This window comes from Anaerolineaceae bacterium oral taxon 439, from assembly GCA_001717545.1.
Lineage (GTDB): Bacteria > Chloroflexota > Anaerolineae > Anaerolineales > Anaerolineaceae > Flexilinea.
This window is the reverse complement of record CP017039.1, coordinates 534,041-552,555: the sequence shown is the minus strand read 5'-3', so window position 1 is coordinate 552,555 and position 18,515 is coordinate 534,041. Positions and strand designations below refer to the sequence as shown.

At 57.3% G+C, this 18,515-nt stretch carries 17 protein-coding genes and 4 tRNA genes; 3 read left to right on the top strand and 18 right to left on the bottom strand.

Annotated elements, in window-relative coordinates; all coding sequences use genetic code 11:
• Nucleotides 1-12: 12 nt before the first annotated feature.
• Complete coding sequence (locus BEQ56_02605) at nt 13-3,198, bottom strand: hypothetical protein (protein AOH42462.1); 3,186 nt, start codon at nt 3,196-3,198, stop codon at nt 13-15.
• A complete protein-coding gene (locus tag BEQ56_02600; GenBank protein AOH42461.1) occupies nt 3,195-4,022 on the bottom strand; it encodes a hypothetical protein in 828 nt (275 codons plus the stop codon). Before BEQ56_02600 ends, BEQ56_02605 begins: the two co-directional genes overlap by 4 nt.
• A gap of 317 nt (nt 4,023-4,339) precedes the next feature.
• Between BEQ56_02600 and BEQ56_02595 the strand changes: the two genes are divergently transcribed.
• Nucleotides 4,340-5,698, top strand: coding sequence for an ATPase (locus BEQ56_02595; protein AOH42460.1), 1,359 nt, complete (start codon nt 4,340-4,342; stop codon nt 5,696-5,698).
• Nucleotides 5,699-5,886: 188 nt separating this feature from the next.
• Here BEQ56_02595 and BEQ56_02590 read toward each other — a convergent pair whose 3' ends face one another.
• From BEQ56_02590 to BEQ56_02570, 5 genes are all read right to left on the bottom strand, one after another.
• Nucleotides 5,887-6,378, bottom strand: a complete 492-nt coding sequence (locus BEQ56_02590; protein ID AOH42459.1) for a ferritin — start codon at nt 6,376-6,378, stop codon at nt 5,887-5,889.
• Between the two features lie 112 nt (nt 6,379-6,490).
• Nucleotides 6,491-8,338: a hypothetical protein gene (locus tag BEQ56_02585; protein ID AOH42458.1), complete on the bottom strand. Its 1,848-nt coding sequence runs from the start codon at nt 8,336-8,338 to the stop codon at nt 6,491-6,493.
• Between the two features lie 107 nt (nt 8,339-8,445).
• Nucleotides 8,446-8,904, bottom strand: a complete 459-nt coding sequence (locus BEQ56_02580; protein AOH44369.1) for a hypothetical protein — start codon at nt 8,902-8,904, stop codon at nt 8,446-8,448.
• Nucleotides 8,905-9,034: 130 nt separating this feature from the next.
• Nucleotides 9,035-9,421, bottom strand: a complete 387-nt coding sequence (locus tag BEQ56_02575; GenBank protein AOH42457.1) for a 50S ribosomal protein L7/L12 — start codon at nt 9,419-9,421, stop codon at nt 9,035-9,037.
• A gap of 84 nt (nt 9,422-9,505) precedes the next feature.
• The gene (locus BEQ56_02570) at nt 9,506-10,069 is read right to left on the bottom strand and encodes a 50S ribosomal protein L10 (GenBank protein AOH42456.1); all 564 of its coding nucleotides are present in this window, start codon (nt 10,067-10,069) and stop codon (nt 9,506-9,508) included.
• A 477-nt stretch (nt 10,070-10,546) separates the two neighbouring features.
• Between BEQ56_02570 and BEQ56_02565 the strand changes: the two genes are divergently transcribed.
• A complete protein-coding gene (locus BEQ56_02565) occupies nt 10,547-11,008 on the top strand; it encodes a hypothetical protein (GenBank protein ID AOH42455.1) in 462 nt (153 codons plus the stop codon).
• Nucleotides 11,009-11,315: 307 nt separating this feature from the next.
• Here BEQ56_02565 and BEQ56_02560 read toward each other — a convergent pair whose 3' ends face one another.
• The 11 genes from BEQ56_02560 to BEQ56_02510 all read right to left on the bottom strand — a co-directional run bounded on the left by BEQ56_02560 (nt 11,316) and on the right by BEQ56_02510 (nt 17,815).
• A complete protein-coding gene (locus BEQ56_02560; GenBank protein ID AOH42454.1) occupies nt 11,316-12,038 on the bottom strand; it encodes a 50S ribosomal protein L1 in 723 nt (240 codons plus the stop codon).
• A gap of 50 nt (nt 12,039-12,088) precedes the next feature.
• Complete coding sequence (locus BEQ56_02555; protein AOH42453.1) at nt 12,089-12,514, bottom strand: 50S ribosomal protein L11; 426 nt, start codon at nt 12,512-12,514, stop codon at nt 12,089-12,091.
• Nucleotides 12,515-12,602: 88 nt separating this feature from the next.
• Nucleotides 12,603-13,109 (bottom strand): transcription termination/antitermination protein NusG, encoded by a 507-nt coding sequence (locus BEQ56_02550; protein ID AOH44368.1) that lies wholly within the window; start codon nt 13,107-13,109, stop codon nt 12,603-12,605.
• A 229-nt stretch (nt 13,110-13,338) separates the two neighbouring features.
• Entirely contained in the window at nt 13,339-13,512 is a 174-nt protein-coding gene (locus BEQ56_02545; GenBank protein ID AOH44367.1) for a preprotein translocase subunit SecE, read from the bottom strand.
• A gap of 164 nt (nt 13,513-13,676) precedes the next feature.
• A tRNA-Trp gene (locus BEQ56_02540) sits at nt 13,677-13,750 on the bottom strand.
• Nucleotides 13,751-13,796: 46 nt separating this feature from the next.
• Complete coding sequence (locus tag BEQ56_02535; GenBank protein AOH42452.1) at nt 13,797-13,967, bottom strand: 50S ribosomal protein L33; 171 nt, start codon at nt 13,965-13,967, stop codon at nt 13,797-13,799.
• Between the two features lie 32 nt (nt 13,968-13,999).
• Complete coding sequence (locus BEQ56_02530) at nt 14,000-15,202, bottom strand: translation elongation factor Tu (protein ID AOH42451.1); 1,203 nt, start codon at nt 15,200-15,202, stop codon at nt 14,000-14,002.
• A gap of 50 nt (nt 15,203-15,252) precedes the next feature.
• Nucleotides 15,253-15,325 (bottom strand) — tRNA-Thr (locus BEQ56_02525).
• Between the two features lie 81 nt (nt 15,326-15,406).
• Nucleotides 15,407-15,489: transfer RNA gene (locus tag BEQ56_02520), tRNA-Tyr, on the bottom strand.
• 73 nt (nt 15,490-15,562) lie between these two features.
• Nucleotides 15,563-15,635 (bottom strand) — tRNA-Thr (locus tag BEQ56_02515).
• A gap of 224 nt (nt 15,636-15,859) precedes the next feature.
• On the bottom strand, nt 15,860-17,815 hold the full coding sequence (locus tag BEQ56_02510; protein AOH42450.1) for a hypothetical protein: 1,956 nt from the start codon (nt 17,813-17,815) through the stop codon (nt 15,860-15,862).
• A 203-nt stretch (nt 17,816-18,018) separates the two neighbouring features.
• Here BEQ56_02510 and BEQ56_02505 point away from each other — a divergent pair, with 203 nt between their 5' ends.
• On the top strand, nt 18,019-18,507 hold the full coding sequence (locus tag BEQ56_02505; protein ID AOH42449.1) for a hypothetical protein: 489 nt from the start codon (nt 18,019-18,021) through the stop codon (nt 18,505-18,507).
• Nucleotides 18,508-18,515 lie beyond the last annotated feature (8 nt).

Sequence of the window (18,515 nt, the reverse complement as noted above, 5' to 3'; positions counted from 1 at the left end):
TCCAATCCGATCCTATTTTATCGAATTTTCGATCCCGGACCGTTCGATCCAAAGGGAGAAAGTACCGTGGCAGAACGACGTCGCTTCCTCCGTACAGTCCTTAATCGGCTCGGTCAGCACAACGTCGACCATCGTGATAAAGACGAGCGGGGTATTCCCCGGCGTATCCGAGTAGCGGCGGATATTCGTCGCGTTCAGGACGTTCTGCTGCGTGCTGGCCGAAACGCGGTCTTTAAAGATATTAAACGGGATTTCGAGCTGAACCGCTTTTTCGTTATAAGCGACGAGCTTGCCGCCGACGTCCTGCGCGAAGTCGGTAACCGTTCCGACCTGAAGCTTCGGGGTGAGCTCCGCGTCGCCGAAAAGCGCTAAATTTCCGGGAAGCGTAAAACGGACCTGCTGATTGAGAAGCGCGTTGAGGTGCCTGTCCGAGGGGGAGAGGAGCGCTTCCGCTTCGGCGTCGACCGGCGTTTGAATCGGAGGAACGCTTTCGCTCGAAAGATCGGCCGTCGGTTCCGCGGCCGCGCTTTCGCCCGTTTCCGTTCCCGCGTCGGGACCCACGATAACAACCGGTACGTCCGCGGGAGGCGTCGCCGCCGCCGCGGTCGGAGCCATCGTCGCGACGATCACGATCGGCGTCGCTTCGGCCTGCCGCTGCGCTAACGCCTGATTCGTCGCCTGATATTCGCTGATCTGACGCTGGAGCTGGGAGATCATCTGCGTCTGGGATACGTTTCGCGACATCGACGTCGCCAACAGCACGATGCCAACAATCAGCATAACGACCGCGATCAGGATCGTCAGCGCCGACAGCCGTTTCCCTTCCTGAATCGAACGCGCCGCGCGCATCGCGAATTCCTTCGTATTCATCAATTCGGACTGCATCTCGATCATCTGCGCGTTGCGCTGCCGGTAATCGGAAAGACGCTGCGAAATATACGGGATATTTCCCTGATTTTTCAGGAGCTTCCCGGTTTCAAGATTGCCGCTGTTGTGATAGAGGTCATTGACGACTGTGTTAATAATCGCCAGCGTCCGCTGATCCTCGTCGTTCCGCTCCTGAAACGCCATTTCGTTCCGGAGCCGTTCGTACATCTCTGGAAATTCGATATAGTGATCGTCGATAATCTGCTGAACGCTGACGTAATCGTGCTCCTGAAGCAGGCGGCGGAAGCGGATCATGTTCTCGCTGTCCAGCTTTTTCCGCAGCATTTTAATCCGCCCGACCGAATCGCGGAGCGCCGGATTCTGACGCAGCTCGAGCGATGCGTTCCCCGCCCGCGCCAGGTCAATCTGACAGGTATACAGCTTGTCCTGGAACGCCTCAAAAATCGAGAGCTCCGACCCCTGGACCGAAACCCGAAGGCCTTCGACCGCCGGAGGCAGGTTCTGCAGCCAGTCGACGCTGTTCAGAAACGCGTCAGGAACAATAAAGCGGTCGGGGCTGATCCCGTCGATCCAGGCCTCCACCTCGCTGAGCATGCCGTCGAAAACCGGCGACAGCCGCGCCGCAATTTCGGTTTCATAATCCTTATTCTCAGTAATAAAATCGTTCAGATCCCGGAAAAAATCGACATTCGCCAGGTGTGAAAAGCGTTTCAGGTTCCGGTACACGTCAAGCAGCTGCGCCGAGCGCCGATTAAACGCCGGCGGCGGCTCCGCCGCCTTCGGTTCGACCGGAATAATTTCGCCTTCGATAACCGCCTCGGTCGCAGGAACGGGTTCCGGTTCGGACGGGGCCGATTCGATCGCGCGCTCAGCGGTAATCTCGACGCTGTGTTTACATTGTTTCCGATAGGCGTCGGCCAAAAGCGGATCGATCACGCGTAAATTCGACGTACTGAACGTGACCTGGAAAACGCCGGACGACATCTTGTCGTCCTCGATTTCCTTCATGAATTCCCACGCCTGAATCACGTCGGCGCAGTGCGTCAGGCTTTCCAGCAGCGTTTCCGAAAAATCGCTGCGCAGCGTCATGCGGTTGAATTTCGCCCGGATGACGCCGCCGACCTTCGTAAACGCGTCTTGCAGTCCCGTCGGATCGTTCACCAAGATCCGCTCGGAACAATCATCAAAACCGCGCTGCGGGATCAGGTCGATCTTCCCATACCAGGTCTGAATAAAACGCATCGCCGGCAGCAGCCACGCCCGGTACGAAGCGAGCGACGTCAGCCGCGGCGCGCAAAGCCGGGCGAAATCGCGGGACCGGAAAACGTCCGCGTCGACGCTGAAAGCCGCTTCCGCGTCCCGACGGAGCGATTCCCAGGATACGATCGCGCCGGTATCCCGCTCGAAGGCGGACTGCGCTTCGAAAAGGATCCGTAAGATATCGTCCCATACGTCGACGATCTTCGTCTGAAGCCGGATTTCGTTCAGCGAACCCGCGACCAGGTCGCCGACCAGCTGCGCGTATTTCTGTGTCAGCGGCGGATTATTGGTATTGAAGGACAGCTGCCCCAGCAGCGAAATCAGGCGCCGGTCGTTCTCTTTCTGAATCGGGTATTCGTACTTCCCGTTATTCGTCAGGTCGAGCATCTTTTTCCCGTAAATCAGCTCCGGCAGGAAAGTACAGAACTTGCGGATATCGTCGACGAGCTGCGTCGTCGTCGCGTCGGTCCGCGCGTTCCCCCAGTCGATCAGCGTGATCTCCGTTCGTCCGGACGTCCCCGTTGTCCAGAAAACGTGTTCCAGCGGCTTGATATCAACGTAAGCGATCTTCGCCCGTGCGCAGAGACGCAGCAGCTTCGCCAGCTCGACGACGATCTTCAGCCGTTCCGAATACGTCGGCGGAAGCTCCCGCTCGCAGCTCTGCCCGCGGGCGGCCGTCTCCAGCAAAATCTTATATTCGCTCGGGTCAACCGAGCGCATGAATTCGTCGTTGAACAGCTCAATCGAATCGCCGACGACCGTCGGGACCGGCATGTACCCCATCTGCTTGACCGCGCTTGATTCAAGGATCGATTCCGTCTGAAAGAGGCGATTAACCTGTTTCAATACGCTGGTTTCGTTATTCAGTCCGTCCTTCGCGTCGAAAAATTTCAGGATATATCGCGCGCCGCCTGACTGCGCGATGAATTCGTACGCGAACGCGGCGCTGACCTGACTTTTCCCGCCGGTATACGTCAGCTCGACGAATTGATCGCCGATTCGGGCGCCGCTGATCTCAGCGACGATCGGATCGATTTTATCGGATTTCATATCCCTCCAAAAGCCCGCGCGCCATTCCTCCCGCCGCAGAGCGACTTCGGATCGGCGACATACTCGAACGTCGCGCGCTCCTGATCGACAATTAACGCCGTGCGCGGCAAGCCGGCTCGCCGTTCGCCGACGCTTCCCGGGTTGATCCCGAAACGCTGAACGCCGTTCCGGTACGGGAAAACGACACCCAGCCAGTTCTCGGTGAACTGCATCCAGGCGTTCGTCAGCGTCCGCATCGAATAAACAAAATATCCCGGCATGTGCGTATGTCCAAAAAGAAAATGATCCGTCGTTAAATTCGCCGTATTTTCAAAAAGGCCGCGGGTAACGCGGTTCAGCTCCTTCGGGTACAGGTAGCTTTCCCAGGGAGCCGCGGTATGGCCGTCGCCGTTGTAAAGCCGGAAGGTACAGCCATGGAATAAAGTGAATTCCGGCGTTTCCTTCGTAACGGTCACCATCGACTTCATCGACAGCTTCTCCAGGACCTGAGTCAGCGTTCCGTTCAGTCCCGCACGAAGGCCTTGAAGCTGATCCAGGTATTTTTCCTGCGCCGGGTTGACGCGGTCGTCCTCCGGATGCGTCAGCCAGTATTCCCAATTCCCGAAGACCGCTTCGCTCGTCTCGTTCTCGATCAGCGCGATCACGGCCGGGACGTCGGAATCGAACGCGTCTTTCCCGCTGATCCGGTCCGCATGCCCCAGGATATCCCCCAAAAGCCAGATATCGTCATATCCGCCGTTCGTTTTCCGCGCTTCGGCTAAAATCCTTTGCAGGCTGCCGCTGTTTTCGTGGATATCCGATAAGACCAAATGTCGTTTGCCCATTCATTCTTTGCCTGACGCGATCCGACAAAGGAAAAGCGTCCGTTTCCTCAGTTTCATTATAGCCCAGTTCTCATCACAGACGAAAAACCGACCGCCCCGTCAAAAAAAATTGACAGCAGGTTAAATTTTAAACGGAAACGCCGGAAAAGGCGAGGGCGCCCCGGCAGGCATGACCACGGACGCGGACGCGCGCCGGAAAAGCTTAAACTTTCTTTACCGCCGCGCCCTGCACCGAGCGCCTCTGCCCGCGGCGCGCTGCGAACTGAAAGTGCGCCATGGAACGTAAATTGCACGAACTGAGAAAAGGAGTCGATCGCATGGAAATCAAAAGAGACGCATACCTGAACGCACTGATCCGGAAAAAGGACAATGGCCGCGTCAAGATTATCACCGGGATCCGGCGCTGCGGAAAATCTTACCTGCTCTTCAATTTATATAAAAATTACCTGCTGCGAAACGGGGTACGGGAGGACCAGATCGTCGAAATCGCGCTCGACGAAATCGACAGCGTTCGCTATCGCAACCCATTCGCGCTGAACGAGTTCGTCAAAGAGAAAATCGCGGGAAAGACCGACCGGGCGTACGTTTTTATCGACGAAATCCAGCTTTGCGCGAGCGTTTCGAATCCATACCTCGACGACCCGAACGAAAAAGTTACTTTTATCGACACGGTTCTCGGCTTGATGAAAATCAGGAATCTCGACCTCTACGTATCCGGGAGCAATTCGAAAATGCTCTCCCGGGAAGTCCTGACCCAGTTCCGGGACCGGGGCGATGAAATCCGCGTCTTTCCGCTATCGTTCGGTGAATTTTATCCAGCTTACTACGAAACGCATTCCGCATCTTACCGCGCAGACCCGTTATCAGCGTTAAGTCCGGGCGGCGACGCCTGGATAGAATACTGTACGTACGGAGGGATGCCTTATCTTTTATCGCTCGAAAGCGCAGAGGAAAAAAGCCGCTATCTGAAAGACCTGATGGACGAAACGTACGTCAGGGACATTATCGAACGGAACGATATCCGAAACGAAAAAGAAACGCTCGAAATCCTGCTGGATTTCGTCTCCTCGGCGATCGGCTCACTGACGAACCCGACGAAGCTGGAGAACCGCTTCCTCTCAGAAAGGAAGCTGCGCATTTCTCACAGTACCATCGCCAGATATCTCGACTATTTCGTCGAAGCGTATCTTCTCAGCGCCGCGAAACGGTACGATATCAAAGGGGCGAAATATTTTGACACGCCGCTGAAATATTATTTTACCGATATCGGGCTTCGGAACGCGCGTCTCAACTTCCGGCAAACGGAAGAAACGCATCTCATGGAAAATATCCTGTATAACGACCTGATCCGACGCGGATATAACGTCGACGTCGGCGTCGTTCCATACAGCACCCGGGCGGCAGGCGATCCGGGCGGGGAACGGAAAACCCGCGGCCAGCTTGAAGTCGATTTCGTCGTCAACCATGGGAGCCAGCGAACCTATATCCAATCCGCGCTGCGGATCGACGAAGCTGAAAAACGGGAGCAGGAGACCAACTCCCTCCTCCGGATCGACGATTCATTCAGGAAAATCGTCGTCGTCCAGGACCGGATCCATCCCTGGCAGGACGAAAAAGGAATTTTCTACATCGGGATTCAGGATTTTTTACTGGACGAACGGATGATCGGATTTTAACGGGGAAGCTCCCCCGCGCGCAAATATCCCGCGTCCGCGGGCTAAGAACTAAAAAGGGCCCTTGGAGCACTTTTAGTTCGCAGACGCCAGCTGCGCTTGGCCCCGCGATCCGCTTCCATCAAAAAACGGGCTCTCCCGGCGCAGGAGGAAAGCCCGTCCTTCTTATTTGCAAATCATCAACGCTGCAATCAGTCTTCCCGACCGCCCAGCTGCCCATCGAGGATGATCAGTCCGGCGGGGGCGTTATTGATTTTTTTCAGCAGCTCGACGACATGGCTGAACGTGGCTTCTTCTTCAACCTGTTCGCTGACGAACCAGCCGAGGAAATTCTCGGTCGGCAAATCCTTTTCTTCCCGGACCAGATAGACGAGGTCATGGATCGACGCGCTGACGAACTTTTCATGTTCCAGCGCGGCGCCAAAAACGCCCGGAACCGATTCGTATTCGTTCTTCGGCTTATCGATCGCTTCCAGTTCGACAGCCGCGCCGCAGTCCTGAAGATATTCGATAATCTTTTCCGCGTGCCCGACTTCTTCAGCCGACTGCTTCTTCATCCAGGCCGCCATTCCCTTAAAATCCTGCCCGTTCAGATAATTGGCCATCCCCAGGTACATGTACGCCGAGAATAATTCTTTATTCACCTGGCTATTCAGAGCCGCGGCAACTTTTTCCGATAACATTTTTTTCTCCTTTATATTTTTACACTTTGCAGCTACTTCATCTTTTAACTTGTTCCAGACATACGGCCTTCGCCGGAACGGGGCCGGCAATCCGCGAAACGCCCGACGCCGGCTACAGGTAATCCTGAACAAAGGCGGTCAGCGTCCGGATATAATCCAGATTCGTTTCCGGCTTGCGGAAGCCATGGCCCTCGCCCGGATAAAAGCGGACGACGTTCGCGCAGCGCAGAGCGCGAACGAGCCGCCGCGCCTGATCCGGCGGGACGACCGGATCGTCTTCGCCCTGAAAAACCGCCAGCGGCGCTTTGATCCGCCCGGCATGGAAAGCCGGGGACCAATCGCGGTACCGGATATCGTCTTTGGGAAGGGTCCCAACGAGCGAATCGTTGTAATGCAGTTCAACTTTGTGCGTGTCCAGCGAAATCGCGTACAGGTTCGTAACGCCGAATAACGACGCGCCCGCTTTAAACGACTCGGGGTACCGCGAAAGGGCGTTCAAAACCGTATAGCCACCCGCGCTCCCGCCGATAATCAGCATCCGGCTCCGATCCGCCAGCCCCAGCTTCCCGGCGCAGTTCGCGCCGCCGATCGCGTCCTCAACGTCCTTCATCCCCCAGAACCCGTTCAACGCGTTCAGGTACGTCCGGCCGTAGCCGGTCGATCCGCGGTAATTGACGTCGAGCCAGCCGTAACCGCGCGAGGTAAAGTAGCTCCGCTCCGCGCTGAAACGAAGGTCACGGATCGAAGTCGGGCCACCGTGGATCATGACGAAAGCCGGGGGTTTCCCGGTCCAGCTGAACTCCGGATTCTTCGGCGCGTAGAAAACGGCATGAACCGGGCTCCCGTCGCTCGCTTCCCAGGAGATTTCGCGCGGATCGGAAATCCAGTCCTCAGGAAGCTCGTCGAGACTGAGCCGATGAACGATCGACGTTTTCCCGTCCGCGACGCGCAGCGCGACCGGGCCTTCGACCGGCGAAACGGCGATCGCGGCGATCGCGCCGCTTTCCGCGTCGACGGCGACCTGATCGAAGCCGGTATAACGTTCGGGAACCGGCGCGCGCGCCGTCGCTCCGTCCGGAACGCTGACGATTTCGAGGGTCGAGCGGACGCCGCGCTGACGCCGGAAGAGGAGCCGCCGGCTGTCGCCGAACCAGGCGGTCGTCCGGATCCCCATGACGAAAGCCGGCTGCGAAAATTCAGCGCCGGCGCCATGAACGAGGACATGGCGCTCGCCTGTCTCCAGCTCAAACAGCGCGATATCCTGCCATTCGCCATTCGAAACGATATAGCTCAGGTAACGCCCGTCGGGGGAGAAGCGCGGCTGATCCGCGGGGAAATCGGTCCCGCCAGCGACCGTCCGAACGTCGCTGATTTTTAGCATTTCGCGGTCAAACGCACCGGTCATGACGCGCGAACCAGCCCAGGGCATGAATGGATGGTCCCATTCGACCCAGGCGAGGCGCGTCCCGTCCGGAGCCCAGACCGGCTGCATGTAAAAATCAGCGCCGGAAACTACTTTTGAAAGAAATCCGTCGCCCAGCGACGCCAGCGAAAGCCAGTCCTGAACGCCGTCGCTTTCAATATAGATCAGGAAACGCCCGTCCGGGGAAATCGCCGGCGACGAAAGCGAACGCGCCGTCTCGACGAGCTGGCGCGGCGGGTTTTTATCGTACCCGCGGACAAACAGCCCTTTCCCGGGGGAACAGAATACGATCCGGGCGCCGTCCGCGTCAAAATCGCCTCCGCCGTATCCGACCGTTCCGCCGACCGCGGCGTCCCCGTTCAACCGGCGCTTTCCCTCGGCCCCGTCATACAGATATAAGCTTCGGTCGTCCTTCGCCTCCGTAATCAGAAGCGAACCGTTCCGACCGAATTGAAGCTGCTGAAGACGGCCGCCCGCGCGGATATAGCGCTGGTCGTCGATCGGACTTTTCCACATGCCAAACGGAAAATACTGCATAGCGTTTTCACCTCGATATCCTCATGAAATTCAGCCCGGTATTCGAAAGCCGGGACCCGCAGCGCGAAAAGAGAAAAAAGCAGGCGTTCGTTCCGGGAGCCCGCCGCTTAACGCTCCCGTGTCAGGATACGGATCCATTTCCGCTGACGGTGGCCATAGAAGAACCAGGCCCAGAGCCAGATCAACGGCGTTTTCCAGCCGGCGCCGATTTCGACGTCGTCCGTATACCGCGTCCGATCCGCGTCCAGCGCGGAAAGCTCGATCCTGTGGTTCCAGGTGGGGACGGACGGGTTCGATTCGCGCGTGAAGATCGCGTAAGGACGATCGCCAAATTCAAGAACGCGGATCACATGGTCCCCCAACGGGATGACCCCGAAAAGGCGCAGCCTGAAAGCGAACGTCTTTCCCGCCTCCCAGCGCAGCTCACCGTCCGGCGGCGTCTCGCCGGTCGGAGAGAAGGTCGCCAGTGGAGCCGCGATATATTGCAGCGTATCAAGCCGCTGAAGCCGCCGGAAAATTTCATCCGCGGAAGCCGGAAAGACCGAACTCCGCCGGACTGTCATCATCGGTCTCATCTTCTCATCGCTCCTGAGACAATTGTAAACGGTTTTCGCGATGTCCGGCGCGCCCATAAAAAAAACCGCCCGCACTGCGAAACAGGCGAACGGCCTTCTTTTCAGGACCCTGACGCGGAACTTACGCGGCGGGGACGACCTCGACAGAGGCGCCGGCGTCTTCGAGCTTCTTCTTAGCGTCGGCGGCCGCGTCTTTGCTGACGGCGGTCAGGACCTTCGATCCGGCGGTTTCGGCCATCTGCTTGGCTTCAACGAGGCCGAGGCTGGTCAGCGCGCGGACGACTTTGATCGTGTCGATCTTCTTCGGGCCAGCGTCCTTGATAACAACATCGAATTCGGTCGCTTCTTCGACCGGGGCAGCGGCTTCGGCCGGACCGGCGACGGCAACGGCGGCGACAGGCGCGGCGGCGGAAACGCCCCATTTTTCTTCCAACGCCTTAACCAGATCGGCAGCTTCGAGAACGCTCAGCGCGCTCAGGTCTTCAACTAATTTAGCGATATCAGCCATGATAAAAAACTCCTGCGTTTTTCAATTTTTTTATTCGATCGTTGGCGGACGGATCGTCCGCCGATCCTTCTCCCTCGCCGTTTTTTAAAGGACCGGGAGGCAATTTATCCCAACGTCCGGCGGCTTAGCGGGAGACTCTGCCTGGACATGTGCCTGAACGACAGCGGCGAGCGAACGCGCCGGCTCGTTGATCGTCCGAACGAGTTTCGACGCAGGCGCCAGGATCGTCCCGAGCAGCTTCGCACGCATGACCGGAAGCGGCGGCAGGTCGGACAACGCTTTGATCTCTTTCACGTTCAGGAACGCTTTATCGAGATAGCCGCCTTTGATCTTAAACGCCTCGTCCTTCGCGATATCGGTGATCACTTTCGCTAACGAGGCCGCGTCCCTGAACGCGAACCCGACGAACGACGTACCGACGTTGATATCGCTGGTCATCGTATAACCAATTTCTTCCGCGACTTTCGTGAAAAGCGTATTTTTGACGACATGCAGTTCGCCGCCCGCTTCCCGGGCCTGCTTATGGATCCGGTCGATCACGGGCATGTCCATCTTCGAGTATTCGAGCACGAAGATCGCCTGGCATCGATCGAGCATTTCCCGATACCCGTCCATCATCGCGCTTTTCTCAGATTTAGTAAAGGCCAAGGTTCAATTCCTCCTTCCCGTAAAATTTCAATAAAAAACGTCTCAACCGGTCAGCAAGGTAAAGACGTTCATGTCGTGGCCGCAACCTCCGCGCAGTTCCAGACAACGCGGGATGCGTAAACGCTTATGTCATTCACCTCGGCAGGATATTAAGCCCTTTCCCGGGCACCGGCTGTCTTCAGAGAACGGAAATATTATACACGAAACTTCCCAAAAACGCGAGGGGACGTGACGAACGGATTTGCGCCGGAGAGCGCAGGATTTCCCCGGATCTCCCTGCCAAAGTCGACTGTTCTCTGATAAAAAGAGCAGGTATCAGATGTATTCGGCGTCATAAAATCAACAGCGGATCATTAGGCCGGCGCACCCTTCGCCGTACACCTGTATTCACGCCGTCCAGGACGGACCGATGAAATACGAAAGAGAGGTTTTATACATGAGAAGCGAAGGGGTTTTTCAGCGCTCAGCGCTTTTTTGTTGCCGGCAGGTCAGCTTACGCCGGTCTTCGCCGGGGACTGGAACATCGCGAACGGAGATATTGCGGTCAACGCCGAGGGCGGCGGGCAAACCGTTACACAGGGAACGCAGGTTGATGTTCCAGACGATGCCCCGGCGATCACCGGATCGTCTGACACCAACACCGTCGCCATCAACGCAGAAGTCGGCCAGACCGCAAACGTGGCGTTCGAGAACCTGAACATCGACGCCAGCGGCGGGGACGAGGCAGCGGTTTCCACCAACGGCGAGGGGAACGTGAACATCGAGCTGAACGGCGATAACACGCTGCAAGGCGGCGACGGCCATGCCGGGTTGGAGACAAACAATGACGGCGAGTTGACCGCCAGCGATGCCAACAATAACGGCAGCCTGACAGCCGCGGGCATCGGCGGCACGGCCAGCGACATCACCATCAGCGGCGACGACGTACTTCGGCGGTGAAACGGGTCATATCGTCATCCGTGCGAATAAGCGTCTTCTGGAATGATCCGCTTCAGACGCTGACTTTTTACGCAGGTGTTTTTTTTTTGTGGAAACCGGGGAAAACCCCGGCTTTCACGTCATCAGACGCTATTTTTCGTACCATCCTCAAGGGATCGGATATTGTTTAGTCAGGAAAAAGCTTTAATCATATTCGCCCGAAACTTCCGACTTTCAGGACTCTGAAAATGAAAAACCGTTGGCAGACCCCCTCGCCTGCGGTTCCGGGGTCTGCCAACGGCAATGATTTCCTAAAATCGGATCTTTTTTATTCCGAATAATTCTGCATCGACTGCGCCTGCGACGCGTCGACGCGGACGCCGGGGCCCATCGTCGAGGTCAGCGTCACCCGGCGGATGTACGCGCCCTTCGCGCCGGCGGGCTTCGCCTTGCGGACGGCTTCCATGAACGCCTGCAGGTTCTCGTAGAGCGCCTGGACCGGGAAGGAAGATTTCCCGATCGGCGCATGGAGATTCGCGGATTTATCGAGACGGAACTCAACGCGGCCGGCTTTCGCTTCCCTGATCACGCGCGGGAGCTCGGCGGCGGGAACGACCGTCCCGGCCTTCGGGTTCGGCATCAGGCCGCGCGGACCGAGAACGCGTCCCAACCGCCCGGCCTTCGCCATCATGTCCGGCGTCGCGATCGCGACGTCGAAATCGGTAAAGCCATCCTGGATCTTCTTGATCCAGTCCTCAGAATCAGCGACGTAATCCGCGCCGGCTTCATTCGCTAACGCGACCCCTTCGCCCTGGGCGAAAACGAGGACGCGGACCGACTTGCCGAGGCCGTTCGGGAGAACGACGACGTCGCGGACGAGCTGATCCGCCTGACGCGGATCCAGCGACGTATTGATATGGATCTCGATCGTGGAGTCGAACTTCGTCGTCGACGTATCCTTCGCTAACGCGACCGCTTCACGCGGACTGTAATAAACGCTGCGATCAACTTTTTTCGCCGCGTCTGTAAATTTCTTACCATGTTTTGCCATTTTTTCTCCTTGTGGTCCTGTCGAGGCTGCGCCTCTCCCACCGTTCCTGATCAGTCAACGATCTGAATTCCCATGTTGCGGACGCTGCCTTCAATCTGGCGGATCGCCCCTTCGATATCGACGGCGTTCGTGTCGTTGAATTTCGTTTCAGCGATTTCGCGGATCTGCGCGCGCGTGATCTTGCCTTCCTTGCCCTTGCTCGCCAGACCCGACCCTTTTTCAAGGCCAGAGGCTTTCTTGATCAGGAATGTTGTCGGCGGCGTTTTCAATACGAACGTAAACGAACCGTCCGAAAAAACGGTAATTTCCGCAGGGATAACTTCGCCGACGCGATTCTGCGTCCGGGCGTTATATTCCTTACAGAAAGCCATGATATTGATCCCATGGCCCGCCAGCGCCGGCCCGACCGGCGGCGCCGGATTCGCCTTGCCGGCGTTCAAATTCAACTTGACGACTGCTTTAATCTTTTTTACCATTCTTTTCTCCTCGTGGTAGTAGCGGACCGAAGCCCTTCCACATGATCATCAGAAGTTCGTCGCCGAACCTCCTATCCACACCTTCCGATCAGCACTTCTCAACCTGCAAAAAGTCGAGCTCGACCGGCGTTTCGCGTCCGAAAAAATTGACCATGACGCGGACCTTCGTCTTTTCCATGTCGATTTCGGCAATATTGCCGCGGAAATCGTTGAACGGCCCGTCAATGATCCGGACTTTCTCGCCAAGCTTGAAATTCGCGTTGACGACCGGCGCCTGCGCTTCCATGCGCTTGATAATTCCGTTGACCTCTTCCTGCCGGAGCGGAGTCGGCTGGTTCCCCATCCCAACGAAGCCGGTCACGCCCGGGGTATTCCGAACGATAAACCAGGACTCCTCCGTCAGGATCATATTCACGAGCAGATAGCCGGGGAAAATCAGGCGGTCGATCGTGACGCGTTTTCCGTCTTTGACTTCGATTTCCTCCTGCGTCGGAACGACGATATCAAAGATGTACTCTTTCATGCCCATCGACTCGATCCGCTGCGACAGGTTTTTCCGGACTTTTTTCTCGTATCCGGAGTAGCAATTGATCACGAACCAGCCGCGCTCGTGGGTCGCTTCGACCTGTTCCGGTTCTTCGGCGCCCTTCTTCGAGGCTTTAGCCGAAGCCTGAGCCGACGCTCTGGCTTTTTTCGCGCTCGCCTCGCGCGCTCTTCCTTCCTTAGCGCTGAACGCCTCGCTTAAAGGGTCCGATCCAGTTCCCGAGTTCGAAAGCTCGATATCGTAAGATTCCATATTTTCTCCAACTTCCTGACAGGATGGATCAGCTGATAATCAACCTGAAAAGCTCCGAAAATACGAAGTCAACAACCCCAAGAAACGCCGCCATGGCGAAAACGACGACGAGCACGATTTTCGTCATCTGAATCGCGTCATCCTTCGTCGGCCAGGTAACGCGGCGGAGCTCGCCGAGCGTTTCATTCCACCATTTCTCCACGCGGGACGGCTTCTTCTTCTGGGCGTCTTTTTTTACGGGCGATTTCGCCGCTGATTCAGTTTTCTTATCCGTAGCCATTTTCTTCAGATCTCCTTCGTCTATCGGTCGCCGGTATTTCAAGGAAATAAGCGCCGCTCTGTTTCAAGCGGCGCTGCTTTTTCGAGCAGGTGAAGCAGGAATCGAACCCACAACCTCCTGTTTTGGAGACAGGCGCTCTGCCTAATTGAGCTATTCACCTGAGATACCCGGAACGAAGAACGCCCCGGGTATGGAAAAACCCATCTTTACTTCGATTCGCGGTGCAGCGTGTGCTTCCGGCAGCGCGGGCAGAACTTGCTGATTTCCATCCGACCGGGATCGTTCCGGCGATTCTTCTCGGAAACATAATTCCGCTCTTTGCATTCGGTGCACGCGAAGGTAATCACCGGGCGAACATCTTTACGTTTTGAAGCCATTTCCGTTCTCTTTCAGCGCGTCTCAATATCATTTACGCGATAATTTCGGTGATCACGCCGGCGCCAACCGTCAGCCCGCCTTCGCGGATCGCGAATTTCGATCCCTGTTCCAGCGCTACCGGGATAATCAGCTCGACTTCCATCTCGACGTTGTCCCCGGGCATCACCATTTCTACCGACGCCGGCAGCGTGATCACGCCCGTCACGTCCATCGTCCGGATGTAGAACTGCGGCCGATACCCGTTGAAGAACGGCTTATGCCGTCCGCCTTCGTCGCGCTTCAGGACGTACACGCTCGCCTTGAATTTCGTATGCGGCTTGATCGATCCCGGCTTCGATACGACCATGCCTCGCTCCACGTCCGTCCGCTCGATCCCCCGCAGCAGCAATCCCAGATTGTCCCCCGCCTGACCTTCGTCCACGATCTTATGGAACATCTCGACGCCCGTGCAAACCGAGCTCATGCTCTTTTCGCGCAGCCCGACGATCTCAACCGGATCCCCGACCTTGATGATACCCCGTTCCGCGCGGCCCGTCACGACCGTCCCCCGACCCTTGATCGAAAACACGTCCTCGATCGGCATCATGAACGGCTTGTCCGTTTCCCGCTGCGGTTCCTTTACGAACGTGTCGACCGCGTCCATCAGGTCGGCGATCGGCTTGTACACCGGATCGTTCGGGTCCGTCGACGTCGACTCCAGCGCCTTCAGCGCCGAGCCCCGGATAATCGGCGTTTCGTCTCCAGGGAACCCGTACGAATTCAGCAGCTCCCGCAGCTCCATCTCCACCAGCTCCAGCAGCTCCGGATCGTCCATCTGGTCCGTCTTGTTCAGGAAGATCAGGATCGACGGAACTTCTACCTGTCGCGCTAACAGGACGTGTTCCTTCGTCTGCGGCATCGGGCCGTCCGGCGCCGCCACTACCAGGATCGCCCCGTCGACCTGCGCCGCTCCCGTGATCATGTTCTTGATATAGTCCCGGTGCCCCGGCATGTCGACATGAGCGTAATGCCGGTTCTTCGTCTCATATTCCACGTGCGAAATATTAATCGTGATCCCGCGCGCTTTTTCTTCCGGGGCGTTATCGATCTGATCGTACGCACGGAAATCCGCTCCACCCAGCATCGCGCAATATTTCGTGATCGCGGCGGTCAAGGTCGTTTTGCCATGGTCGATATGACCCATCGTACCCACGTTCAGGTGGGGTTTGGTTCGATCAAAATGCTGCTTTGCCATGTTTTATTCTCTCCTCAATAAAAAAGGACTCGACGTCCGTTCGTTAAAAGAGCCCTCAATGAGACTTGAACCCATGACCTCAGTCTTACCAAGACTGCGCTCTGCCGACTGAGCTATGAGGGCGTTCCCGATCCGGAAAGCGTCCCGCCTCCCGGTTTCAGACGTTTCGTCCGGCTCAGAGCCGAACTGACGCCGCGTCTGAAGTGGACGGTGAAGGATTCGAACCTCCGAAAGCTTCTGCTATCTGATTTACAGTCAGACCCCGTTGGCCACTTGGGTAACCGTCCGTTTGCGAACCGTTGTCGATTCGTATGCGCGTTCGAATCATTTCAAACGCACGTACCAATATACAACCGGGTGAGCCGACAATGGGACTTGAACCCATGACCTACCGCTTACAAGGCGGTTGCTCTGCCAATTGAGCTATGTCGGCGCGTGATAACGTTCTGCGCGCTCCAGCATCCCAGACCTTTCCGCAGCGTGCAAGAGCATAGTATAAAGGATTTCGACCCGGCGGTCAAGGTCAATCGTAAAACTGATTAATTTTTAGCGCGGAACCCGAATCCGAAACCCTTTTACCCCGCTTTCTATTGTACCCGAATTTGCGCCCGGATTTTCCAAAGCGTGAAAACGGAACGGCTCCGGGCCCGCGCGGGATCAGGGAGCCTCTACGCCCCGGACTTCGCTCGCTTCGACATAGTGGTACCGGCGGTAAAGCGGCGGATCGATCTCCGTTCCGCAGACTTCGACGAATCCAGCCGAATCCGCCGGAAGCGGCCAATCGGCGAAAACGGTCAGGTCATCGAACGTTTCGAGATTCAGCCCGCTGAAAATCGTCATCTCGCCGGAAAACGCGTCGGTATATTCGAACGTCTCGCTCGCCGATGTATCGTGCAGCCCCGGCCGGACGTAATTCAGGTGATACGCCGGCGCGTGCGGCAGGGGCAGGTCATAATTCCGCAGCACGACAAAATTTCCCGGTTCGATCCGCGTCAGCCATGGCTCGCTCCCATCCGCGCAGCGCCGCCCGCTTTTCGCCGGAACGGGCTCCGGAGACGCGCGGAACGGTCCCAACGCCGCGGCGATCATCAACGCGAAAACCCCCAGGAACAGCGCCGATGGCAGTGCTGCGCACCGCTCCGCGCGCTGCGCTTCCGCCTCGAAAGCCGGACGCTCTCTCCGGGAAAAAACCCATCGCTGGACGCAGCCGTTGAAACAGGTCTGAGCCCCGACCGCTAAAATAAATCCGGCCACCCAGTTCGTCGCGGCATCGTACCGCAGCCTGAAATAATTCGGCGGTAGGATAAACCGGGAGATAAAAATCCCAAAAACCGCCGCCAGCCAGAAGGAAGCGTCCACGTCTTTCCTGCGCCGGACGAGAAGCGCAAGCCCCGCCGTCCAGAGCGCCATCAGGCCATAACGAAAACCTTCGACGAACGCCGGACGCGCGCCGTCAAAATACGAAAAGAACCCGCGCTCGGGATCAAACAGGTACGGCAGCCAGACCGCCTCCAGCGCCATCCGGATATTCTCCGGACGCGCGCGAAACTCCGCCGCGCAAAGTCCAAGCAGACGCGGCAAAGCCTCGTCGGTCCCGAACGCGGTCGTCAGCTCCGTTCGGAACATCGCATGATAAGCGTCCTTCCCGCCCAAACATAAGCCGTACAGAATCTCGTACGCCTGATTATTCGTCAGCAGCGCCCCGGGCTCGTAAACGCACTTCCCCGCGAAACCGTTCAGCCAGACCGGGAGCAGCATCGCCGTCAGCGCAAACCCTGCGATCAAAATCCGTTTCCATTCCGGCCACGACCGTCCGGGCTCGACGCGCCGGAGCCAAACGCCGTAAAACCAGAGCCCGGCCGTCGCCAGCATCAAAACTGCGGCGGGACGCAGGTTCAGCGCCAGCGACAGCGCCGACAGCCCGAAAATCAGGACGCCCGTCCGTTTTTCGCTCAGTCCGACGATCAGCAGGCACAGCGCCGCCAGTCCAACCGCAACCGCAACCGGCTCGGTCATGAACGTCCCGATAAAACGCCGGACGTAGAAAAAAGTATGGACCCAGAAAACGGCCGCAGCGACCGGGCCGAAGCGCCGCGCGATCAACCGAAACGCGTTCAGCGCCAGAAGAGCGATCGCCGCCGCCGTCAGCGCGTACAGCAGGTAAAAATGATTCCCGCTCAGGTAGAGAATTCCCGCGTAGAACAGCAGCGATAACGGGCGCACAGCGGAGCTCTGACCCATCGTTCCGCCGTAAAGGTAGCGCAGCACGCTGTTTCGATGAATAAACGCGTCGGAAAACGGAATCGACCCGGCGAAAATATACTGATCCGAACTGCCGGAGTTCCAGAGCCCGATCAAAGGCAGCAAAAACGCCGCGTACATCAGCCAGCTCAAACCCAGCCGCAGCCCCGCGCGGCGTGCCTTCGCCGCCGCGAACGCAAGGAAGAAGAGCGCCGGGAGGACGATCAGCTTCTGGCGCGCGATCAGACCGGGGTTCCGATCCAGCGGAATCGTCAGCAGCAGCCATGAAACCGCCGCACAGCCGGTAAGAAAAAGGATGAACCGGAGTAAAAACGATTTTGAGCTGCAATTTAACGCGTCTGGATTCGTCATAGTTAATTTATTCCGTTCCTGAATAACCGAGATTCATTCATATTCAAACAGTCCGTCTGCTTCATCTCTGAAATGATACCCGATCCGAGTTAATTTTCAACCGGACCAATCGGTAAACGGAAGGATATAATCTTTTTTATGAAGAAGACATCGAAGCAAACCCAAAATTTATCCCGCTCAGGAGGCTCATGATGACCACGCCCATGCGCCGTAAAGACCGTCAAGTCGAAGACCGCGCCGAAATCGCGGATATCCTGAATCGAAGCCTCGTCTGCCGCCTTGGGCTTCAGGACGAGGAAGGCATGTATATCGTTCCCCTGAATTACGGCTATCGCTGGAAGGAAACCGAAGCCGCGCCGACACTCTATTTCCATAGCGCGCCGGATGGGCGAAAAATCCGCGCGATCCGGTCCATGAAGCCGGGCGGGAAAGCGGCTTTCGAAATCGACAGCGATCATGAAGCCCTGCCGCACGAAATCGCCTGCCGGAACAGTTTTTCCTATCGCTCGATCATCGGGACCGGATCCATCGAGCTGATCGACGATCCGGCGGAAAAACGCGCCGGCCTTGAATCGATCCTGATCCAGGTGAACGGGAAAGCCGCTGCGATTCCCGAGGCCGCGATTTCCGGCGTTGCGGTCATCCGTCTCCGGGTCGATACGCTCAGCGCCAAAGCCCGTCGAAAACCATGACTGGCGCT

Bases quoted from the DNA above. Each gene is read 5' to 3' on its own strand.
- BEQ56_02605 (AOH42462.1), bottom strand. From the start codon at position 3,198: ATGAAATCCGATAAAATCGATCCGATCGTCGCTGAGATCAGCGGCGCC.
- BEQ56_02600 (AOH42461.1), bottom strand. From the start codon at position 4,022: ATGGGCAAACGACATTTGGTCTTATCGGATATCCACGAAAACAGCGGC.
- BEQ56_02595 (AOH42460.1), top strand. From the start codon at position 4,340: ATGGAAATCAAAAGAGACGCATACCTGAACGCACTGATCCGGAAAAAG.
- BEQ56_02590 (AOH42459.1), bottom strand. From the start codon at position 6,378: ATGTTATCGGAAAAAGTTGCCGCGGCTCTGAATAGCCAGGTGAATAAA.
- BEQ56_02585 (AOH42458.1), bottom strand. From the start codon at position 8,338: ATGCAGTATTTTCCGTTTGGCATGTGGAAAAGTCCGATCGACGACCAG.
- BEQ56_02580 (AOH44369.1), bottom strand. From the start codon at position 8,904: ATGATGACAGTCCGGCGGAGTTCGGTCTTTCCGGCTTCCGCGGATGAA.
- BEQ56_02575 (AOH42457.1), bottom strand. From the start codon at position 9,421: ATGGCTGATATCGCTAAATTAGTTGAAGACCTGAGCGCGCTGAGCGTT.
- BEQ56_02560 (AOH42454.1), bottom strand. From the start codon at position 12,038: ATGGCAAAACATGGTAAGAAATTTACAGACGCGGCGAAAAAAGTTGAT.
- BEQ56_02555 (AOH42453.1), bottom strand. From the start codon at position 12,514: ATGGTAAAAAAGATTAAAGCAGTCGTCAAGTTGAATTTGAACGCCGGC.
- BEQ56_02535 (AOH42452.1), bottom strand. From the start codon at position 13,967: ATGGCTTCAAAACGTAAAGATGTTCGCCCGGTGATTACCTTCGCGTGC.
- BEQ56_02530 (AOH42451.1), bottom strand. From the start codon at position 15,202: ATGGCAAAGCAGCATTTTGATCGAACCAAACCCCACCTGAACGTGGGT.
- BEQ56_02510 (AOH42450.1), bottom strand. From the start codon at position 17,815: ATGACGAATCCAGACGCGTTAAATTGCAGCTCAAAATCGTTTTTACTC.
- BEQ56_02505 (AOH42449.1), top strand. From the start codon at position 18,019: ATGCGCCGTAAAGACCGTCAAGTCGAAGACCGCGCCGAAATCGCGGAT.